The sequence below is a fragment of the Undibacterium sp. RuRC25W genome (assembly GCF_049339825.1).
Lineage (GTDB): Bacteria > Pseudomonadota > Gammaproteobacteria > Burkholderiales > Burkholderiaceae_D > Undibacterium.
In genome coordinates this window covers 42977-51348 of the sequence record NZ_JBMPPD010000035.1, presented here as the reverse complement: position 1 = coordinate 51348, position 8372 = coordinate 42977, and the positions used below count along the sequence as shown (strand labels likewise).

The 8372-nt window shown below is 46.7% G+C and carries 7 protein-coding genes, 1 tRNA gene and 1 pseudogene; all 9 read left to right on the top strand.

All coding sequences use genetic code 11. The features are described 5' to 3' along the window. A pseudogene (gene tuf, locus ACO0KV_RS15165) lies at nt 1-173 on the top strand (elongation factor Tu); the annotation flags it as partial. 69 nt (nt 174-242) lie between these two features. Further along, nucleotides 243-318 (top strand) — tRNA-Trp (locus ACO0KV_RS15160). A gap of 36 nt (nt 319-354) precedes the next feature. Further along, on the top strand, nt 355-738 hold the full coding sequence (gene secE, locus ACO0KV_RS15155) for a preprotein translocase subunit SecE (protein ID WP_423043503.1): 384 nt from the start codon (nt 355-357) through the stop codon (nt 736-738). After that, nucleotides 738-1331 (top strand): transcription termination/antitermination protein NusG, encoded by a 594-nt coding sequence (gene nusG / locus ACO0KV_RS15150; RefSeq protein WP_423043501.1) that lies wholly within the window; start codon nt 738-740, stop codon nt 1329-1331. Before secE ends, nusG begins: the two co-directional genes overlap by 1 nt. Nucleotides 1332-1483: 152 nt before the next feature. Further along, a complete protein-coding gene (rplK, locus tag ACO0KV_RS15145) occupies nt 1484-1915 on the top strand; it encodes a 50S ribosomal protein L11 (protein ID WP_186913846.1) in 432 nt (143 codons plus the stop codon). Continuing rightward, nucleotides 1915-2607, top strand: a complete 693-nt coding sequence (gene rplA / locus ACO0KV_RS15140; RefSeq protein WP_186913847.1) for a 50S ribosomal protein L1 — start codon at nt 1915-1917, stop codon at nt 2605-2607. Before rplK ends, rplA begins: the two co-directional genes overlap by 1 nt. A 287-nt stretch (nt 2608-2894) precedes the next feature. Continuing rightward, entirely contained in the window at nt 2895-3431 is a 537-nt protein-coding gene (rplJ, locus tag ACO0KV_RS15135) for a 50S ribosomal protein L10 (RefSeq protein ID WP_423043499.1), read from the top strand. A 51-nt stretch (nt 3432-3482) separates the two neighbouring features. Then, nucleotides 3483-3854 carry a 50S ribosomal protein L7/L12 gene (gene rplL, locus ACO0KV_RS15130; RefSeq protein WP_423043498.1) on the top strand — a complete coding sequence of 124 codons (372 nt, stop codon included), beginning with the start codon at nt 3483-3485 and terminating at the stop codon, nt 3852-3854. 214 nt (nt 3855-4068) lie between these two features. After that, nucleotides 4069-8175: a DNA-directed RNA polymerase subunit beta gene (gene rpoB, locus ACO0KV_RS15125; RefSeq protein WP_423043496.1), complete on the top strand. Its 4107-nt coding sequence runs from the start codon at nt 4069-4071 to the stop codon at nt 8173-8175. The last annotated feature ends 197 nt before the right edge of the window (nt 8176-8372 follow it).

Genomic DNA, 8372 nt, shown 5'->3' with positions numbered 1-8372 from the left:
TCACTGGTTCGATCGAGTTGCCAAAAGACAAAGAAATGGTCATGCCAGGCGATAACGTATCTATCACAGTAAAACTGATCAACCCGATCGCGATGGAAGAAGGCTTGCGCTTCGCTATCCGTGAAGGAGGTCGTACTGTTGGTGCGGGCGTTGTTGCTAAGATCATCGAGTAATAAATTTAGTTGTAAAACAACATAGCGACTTGCCAAGGTCGCTATGTTGATCAAGTGGTAACAAGCAGTAGGGGTGTAGCTCAATTGGCAGAGCGTCGGTCTCCAAAACCGAAGGTTGTAGGTTCGATTCCTACCGCCCCTGCCACCATCAAGGCCGTAGGGCACCGAAAGTAAATTAAGTATGTCTAATCATTCCGTACAAACTGTAAGTACTTCCAATGACAAGTTCAAAGTCATCTTGGCAGTTGCTGCGCTGGTTTCTGGAATTGCTGCTTTTTATATTCTTGCCGGTCAGTCTACCTGGGTTCGGGTTGCTGCACTAGTTGTAGGTTTGGCTGTTGCTGTTGCATTGGTTGCTGTTTCCGAAATGGGCAGAAATTTTGTTGAGTTTGCAAAAGAAGCTGTTCGCGAAACTAAAAAAGTTGTTTGGCCTACACGCAAAGAAGCCGGTCAGATCACAGCAGTGGTATTTGGCTTTGTGTTGATTATGGCGATTTTTCTCTGGGGAACTGATAAGTTTCTCGAGTTCTTGTTGTATGACGTAATCCTCGGATGGAAAAAATAATGAGCGATAACATTCAGGAAAACGAACAAGGTACAGCACCAGAGGTGTCTGTACCTAAAAGTGCTAAAAAATGGTATGCAGTACATGCATACTCAGGCATGGAGAAAAGTGTTCATCGTGCTTTGGTAGAGCGTATTGAGCGCGCAGAGATGCAAGATCTGTTTGGTCGTATTTTGGTGCCAACAGAAGAAGTTATTGAGGTTCGTAACGGCCGTAAAGCAGTTACTGAGCGTCGCTTGTTCCCAAGCTATGTTTTCGTTGAAATGGAAATGACTGACGATACATGGCACTTGGTAAAAAACACAAGCAAGGTAACAGGTTTTATCGGTGGTAAGTCAAATAAACCTTCGCCGATTCCTCAGCATGAAGTAGATAAAATTTTGCAGCAGATGCAAGATGGTGTTGAGAAACCAAGACCAAAAGTATTGTACGAAGTTGGTGAAATTGTCCGTATTAAAGAAGGTCCATTCACAGATTTCAATGGCAACGTTGAAGAAGTGAATTACGAGAAATCTAAAGTACGTGTGACGGTAACGATCTTTGGTCGTGCAACACCAGTTGAGTTGGAATTTGCTCAGGTTGAAAAAGTCTGAGTCTCATTCAAAGAAATATCGTTGTACAGAATATCGTTGGTTAGTACGCTAAAAAGTAATTTTTTAAAACTAATCAGTAAGCAGGCAGAGGAGCCCGTCAGTATCGCGAGATGTTGTTGGGCGCTACTACTCAATTAATGAAGGAGCCTAACATGGCAAAGAAAATTATTGGTTTTATCAAGCTGCAAGTGCCAGCTGGTAAAGCAAATCCATCCCCACCAATCGGCCCAGCGTTGGGTCAACGTGGTTTGAATATCATGGAATTCTGCAAAGCATTTAATGCACAGACCCAAGGTATGGAACCAGGTATGCCGATTCCTGTTGTGATCACTGCATTTGCTGACAAGTCTTTCACTTTCGTGATGAAGACGCCTCCAGCAACTTACATGATTAAAAAAGCAGCTGGCATCACTAAAGGTTCTGCTAAGCCACATACTGACAAAGTTGGTAAGATCACTCGTGCGCAGGCTGAAGAAATCGCGACAGTAAAACGCGCTGATTTGACAGCAGCTGATATGGACGCAGCAGTGCGTACAATCGCTGGTTCCGCTCGCTCTATGGGCATCACGGTGGAGGGTCTGTAATGGCTAAGTTATCTAAAAAAGCAAAGTTGCTCGCAACTAAAGTTGATCGTCTGAAAGTGTACCCATTTGATAACGCTATTGCGTTGATCAAAGAATGCGCTACAGCAAAATTCAACGAATCTATCGACGTTTCCGTACAATTAGGTGTTGATCCTAAGAAATCGGATCAAGTTGTTCGTGGCGCGGTAGTATTGCCAGCTGGTACAGGTAAAACTGTACGCGTAGCGGTATTCGCACAAGGCGCAAAAGCTGAAGAAGCTAAAGCAGCTGGTGCAGATATCGTTGGTATGGAAGATTTGGCTGAACGCATCAAAGGTGGCGATATGCCATTCGACGTTGTGATCGCTTCTCCAGACACTATGCGTATCGTTGGTACATTGGGTCAAGTGTTGGGTCCACGTGGTCTGATGCCTAACCCGAAAGTTGGTACAGTAACTCCAGACGTTGCAACAGCAGTTAAAAATGCTAAAGCAGGTCAAGTTCAATATCGTACAGACAAAGCAGGTATTATTCACACAACAATCGGCCGTAAGTCGTTTGCTGATGGTGATTTGAAATCTAACTTGGTTGCTCTGATCGAAGCATTGAACAAAGCTAAGCCAGCTTCCAGTAAAGGTGTGTATCTGCGTAAAGTCTCTATCTCATCTACGATGGGTGCAGGCGTACGTGTTGATCACGCAAATCTGGGTTAAGTAAAAAATTAAGTCCCTGTGCTGAAAAGCACAGGGCGCATCTTTGGGCTGGATGTTTTGAAATGAACATCCAGAGTGTCAAAGACCGTGGGGCTTAAATCAAGGTTTAAGTTAAACATCTGAAGAGTAATCGACAGAGCCCAACGCAGATGGTGTACCCGAATAAGTTTTGTAGTGAATACTGGTTCGCCAGTGAAACTCCTAACTTCGGACGCCGTGTTCGAAACGATATGAGGGAAGTGCATCATTCCGATGTACCGACTGAGTATCATTAATGGAGGTTGACCGTGAGTCTCAATCTGAATGACAAAAAAGCCGTCGTCGCTGAAGTCTCTGCAAAAGTTGCAACTGCTCAGACTATCGTCGTGGCTGAATATCGTGGCATCCAGGTCGGTCATTTGACGCAATTACGTGCTTCTGCACGTGCTCAAGGCGTTTACATGCGCGTGTTGAAAAACACACTTGCACGTCGCGCTGTTGAGGGAACTGTATTTGCAAGTCTCGCTTCTGAAATGACCGGCCCGTTGATCTATGCGATCTCGGAAGATGCTGTTGCTGCTGCTAAAGTTATTCAAGACTTTGCAAAAAGCAATGACAAACTGGTTGTTAAAGCGGGTAACTATGCAGGCAAATCGCTGGATAAAGCTGGCGTTGTCGCATTGGCAAGCATTCCTGCTCGTGAAGTACTGTTGGCACAAGTGTTGGGTATGATGCAGGCTCCTGTATCTGCATTCGCACGTGCTCTGGCAGCACTTTCCGCAAAGAAAGAATCCGATTCTCCAGCAGCACCAGTAGCTGAAGCTACTGAAGCCGCCGCAGAATAAGAGCTTTCTGTCAAATACCGAATCAATGTAATTAATAAATTGGAGTTTCAAATGGCAATTAGCAAAGACGATATCCTGGAAGCCGTAGGCGCGATGTCCGTAATGGACCTGAACGACCTGGTTAAAGCTTTCGAAGAAAAATTTGGTGTTTCCGCTGCTGCAATGTCTGCAGGTCCTGCAGCTGGTGCAGCTGCTGCCGCAGTTGAAGAACAAACTGAATTCAATGTAATTCTGGCTGAAGTTGGCGCGAACAAAGTTGGCGTAATTAAAGCAGTTCGTGAATTGACTGGTTTGGGCTTGAAAGAAGCTAAAGACGTAGTTGATGGCGCACCAAAAACAGTTAAAGAAGCAGTTTCTAAAGCTGATGCTGAAGCAGCTAAAAAGAAATTGGAAGAAGCTGGCGCGAAAGCAGAAATCAAGTAATGCTGTACATGGCAAATCTTCGGATTTGCCAGAGTCAAAGTCAGGAATCTTCTCGAAAGAGAAGATTCCTCTTTGGCTTCTTTGTCATTCAGGGTTGTTTTGCTGTTTATTAAGACCGAGGGCTGAGACTTGAGGTTTTTTGTCGCAGGGTTGATTTAATTTTGTGACAGGAATCCTGAATTCTCCATCCTTCCTTGTCACTCACGGAGTGTCCATGCACTACTCATTTACTGAGAAGAAGCGTATTCGTAAATCTTTTGCGAAGCGCGCCAACGTCCACAACGTTCCGTTCTTGCTGGCGACTCAAATCGAGTCGTATCAAAGCTTTTTGCAAGAAGACAGAACACCGGTAAATCGGAAAAATGAGGGCCTGCAGTCTGCCTTCACTTCGATTTTCCCTATCGTTTCACACAATGGATTCGCTCGTCTCGAATTCTTATCTTACGTTTTAGGCGATCCGGCATTTGACGTCAAGGAATGTCAACTGCGTGGTCTGACCTATGCGTCACCATTGCGTGCGAAAGTACGCCTGGTGATTCTGGATAAAGAATCCCCGACCAAGCCTGTCGTTAAAGAAATGAAAGAACAAGAAGTCTACATGGGCGAATTGCCTTTGATGACAACGACTGGTTCTTTTGTTATTAACGGTACAGAGCGTGTCATCGTTTCCCAGTTACACCGTTCTCCGGGTGTGTTCTTTGAACACGACCGCGGTAAAACGCATTCTTCCGGTAAGTTGCTGTTCTCAGCACGTATCATCCCTTACCGTGGTTCATGGCTGGATTTTGAATTCGATCCGAAAGATATCTTATTCTTCCGTATTGACCGTCGTCGTAAGATGCCTGTCACGATCTTGTTGCGTGCTATCGGCATGAGCAATGAGCAGATCCTGGCTAACTTCTTTGTCTTTGATAATTTCACACTGCACAACGATGGCGCAGAAATGGAATTCGTGGCCGAGCGTCTGCGTGGCGAAGTTGCACGTTTTGACATTGCAGACAAGTCAGGCAAACTGATCGTTGCCAAAGACAAGCGTATCAACGCTAAGCACGTACGTGAAATCGAAGCTGGCGGTATCAAGCACATCTCCGTACCTGAAGACTATTTGTTAGGTCGTGTTCTGGCGAAGAATATCATCGACAACGACACTGGTGAAGTGATCGCTAACGCCAATGACGAATTGACAGAAGAATTGCTGGCTCGTCTGCGCGAAGCGCGTGTAACTGATATACAGACGCTGTATACAAACGATCTGGATCAGGGTGCTTACATTTCCCAAACGCTGCGTACAGATGATACAGCAGATCAGATGGCTGCACGCGTAGCGATCTACCGTATGATGCGTCCTGGCGAACCGCCAACAGAAGATTCCGTTGAAGCATTGTTCAATGGCTTGTTCTATAGCGAAGAGCGTTACGACTTGTCCGCAGTGGGCCGTATGAAATTCAACCGCCGTATTGGCCGTGATGAGTTGACTGGCGCGATGACATTGTCGAACGAAGACGTGTTAGCTGTGATCAAGATCTTGGTTGAGTTGCGCAATGGTCGCGGCGAAGTCGATGATATCGATCACTTAGGTAACCGTCGTGTTCGTTGCGTTGGTGAATTGGCTGAGAATCAGTTCCGCGCTGGTCTGGTACGTGTAGAACGTGCTGTGAAAGAGCGTCTGGGTCAGGCTGAAGCCGATAACCTCATGCCGCACGATCTGATCAATTCCAAACCAATTTCTGCTGCAATTCGTGAGTTCTTCGGTTCTTCACAATTGTCTCAGTTTATGGATCAGACAAACCCATTGTCCGAGATCACGCATAAGCGTCGTATCTCCGCACTGGGACCTGGTGGTTTGACACGTGAACGCGCTGGCTTTGAAGTCCGTGACGTTCATCCAACTCACTACGGTCGTGTTTGCCCGATTGAAACTCCAGAGGGACCAAACATTGGTTTGATCAACTCGCTGGCGTTGTACGCTCGTTTGAACGAATACGGTTTCCTGGAAACACCATACCGCAAAGTTGTCGACAGCAAGATCACTAACCAGATCGATTACCTGTCTGCAATCGAAGAAGGTCGTTATATCATCGCTCAGGCGAATGCGACCATCGACGGTACTGGCACATTAACGGATGAACTGGTTTCGTCTCGTCAAGCTGGTGAAACAATTCTGGTATCTCCAGAACGCGTACAGTACATGGACGTGGCGACTGGTCAGGTGGTTTCTGTTGCGGCATCGTTGATTCCGTTCCTGGAACACGATGATGCGAACCGTGCGTTGATGGGTGCCAACATGCAACGTCAAGCAGTTCCTTGCTTGCGTCCAGAAAAAGCATTCGTCGGTACTGGTATCGAACGTACTGTCGCAGTTGACTCCGGTACAACAGTACAGGCATTGCGCGGCGGTAAAGTTGATTACATCGATGCGGGTCGTATCGTTATTCGTGTGAACGACGCTGAAGCGCAAGCTGGCGAAGTCGGTGTAGATATCTACAACCTGATCAAGTACACACGTTCCAACCAAAATACCAACATCAATCAACGTCCTATCGTTAAAGTCGGTGACGTGGTTGCTAAAGGCGACGTATTGGCTGACGGCGCGTCAACCGATATGGGTGAATTGGCTCTGGGCCAAAACATGCTGGTCGCGTTTATGCCATGGAACGGTTATAACTTCGAAGATTCGATCCTGATCTCTGAAAAAGTTGTTGCTGATGACCGCTACACATCGATTCATATCGAAGAGTTGTCTGTTGTCGCTCGTGATACGAAGTTGGGCGCGGAAGAAATCACACGTGATATCTCCAACCTGGCTGAAAACCAATTAGCACGTCTGGATGAATCCGGTATCGTCTACATCGGTGCTGAAGTGACTGCTGGCGATACACTGGTTGGTAAAGTAACACCAAAAGGTGAAACTCAGCTGACGCCAGAAGAAAAACTGTTGCGCGCTATTTTCGGTGAAAAAGCGTCTGACGTTAAAGATACCTCTCTGCGCGTGCCGTCCGGCATGGTTGGTACTGTTATCGACGTTCAGGTGTTCACACGCGAAGGTATCCAACGCGACAAACGTGCACAACAGATTATCGATGATGAGTTGAAGCGTTATCGCCTTGATCTGAACGATCAGTTGCGTATTGTTGAAGGCGATGCGTTTGAGCGTCTGGAGCGTATGTTAGATAGCAAGATCGCTGATGGCGGTCCAGCTAAACTGGCAAAAGGCAGCAAGATCACTAAAGAGTATCTGGCGAGCATCGACAAATACCACTGGTTCGATATTCGTCTGGCATCAGACGAAGCAGCGAACGCATTGGTTGCGATGAAAGATTCTATCGCTGAGAAACGTCATCAGTTCGATCTGGCTTTCGAAGAAAAACGTACCAAGCTGACACAAGGCGATGAGTTGCCACCAGGCGTACAAAAAATGGTCAAGGTTTACCTGGCTGTTAAACGTCGCTTGCAACCAGGTGACAAAATGGCGGGTCGTCACGGTAATAAGGGTGTGGTTTCTCGCATCGTTCCTATCGAAGACATGCCATACATGGCCGACGGTACTCCAGCAGACATCGTGTTGAACCCATTGGGTGTTCCATCGCGGATGAACGTTGGTCAGGTTCTGGAAGTCCATCTGGGCTGGGCAGCAAAAGGTCTGGGCTTGCGTATCGGCGAAATGCTGAAAGCAAAAGCAAAAGTTGAAGAATTGCGTGAATTCCTGAAGAAGATTTATAACGAATCTGGCAAAACGGAAGATATCGACGGCTTTACTGATGCTGAGATCCTGGAATTGACGAATAACCTGAAAAATGGTGTTCCATTTGCAACTCCGGTGTTTGACGGCGCGCACGAAAGTGAAATCCGTCGTATGCTGGATCTGGCTTTCCCTGACCATATCGCGCAACAACTCGGTATGACACCATCGAAAAACCAGGTAACGCTGTACGATGGTCGTACTGGTGAAGCGTTTGAGCGTAAAGTAACCCTCGGTTACATGCATGTTCTCAAGCTGCATCATCTGGTTGATGATAAAATGCATGCCCGCTCAACTGGTCCTTATTCTTTGGTTACTCAACAACCATTGGGCGGTAAGGCACAGTTCGGTGGTCAGCGTTTCGGTGAGATGGAAGTTTGGGCGTTGGAAGCATATGGCGCGTCTTACGTCTTGCAAGAGATGTTGACAGTCAAGTCCGATGACGTAAATGGACGTACCAAAGTCTACGAAAACCTCGTTAAAGGTGATCACGTGATCGATGCTGGCATGCCAGAATCGTTCAACGTGTTGGTCAAAGAGATTCGTTCTTTGGGTATCGACATCGACCTCGAACGCAATTAATAAAAAACCCTGCTGCACGTTGTACAGCGATGCAGCGGGTTTTAAGTAGTAGATAGTATTTAGTAGTAAAACCATCGCCCGAATTCGCTTCGGGCGTTGGTCATTCAGCTAGCCAGCAGTTTGGAAGCGGATTTTCGTTCCCGGTATGAGCGGAACCAGCGTCGAAAGACCCGGCTCTCCCGTTTATGCGAACAGGG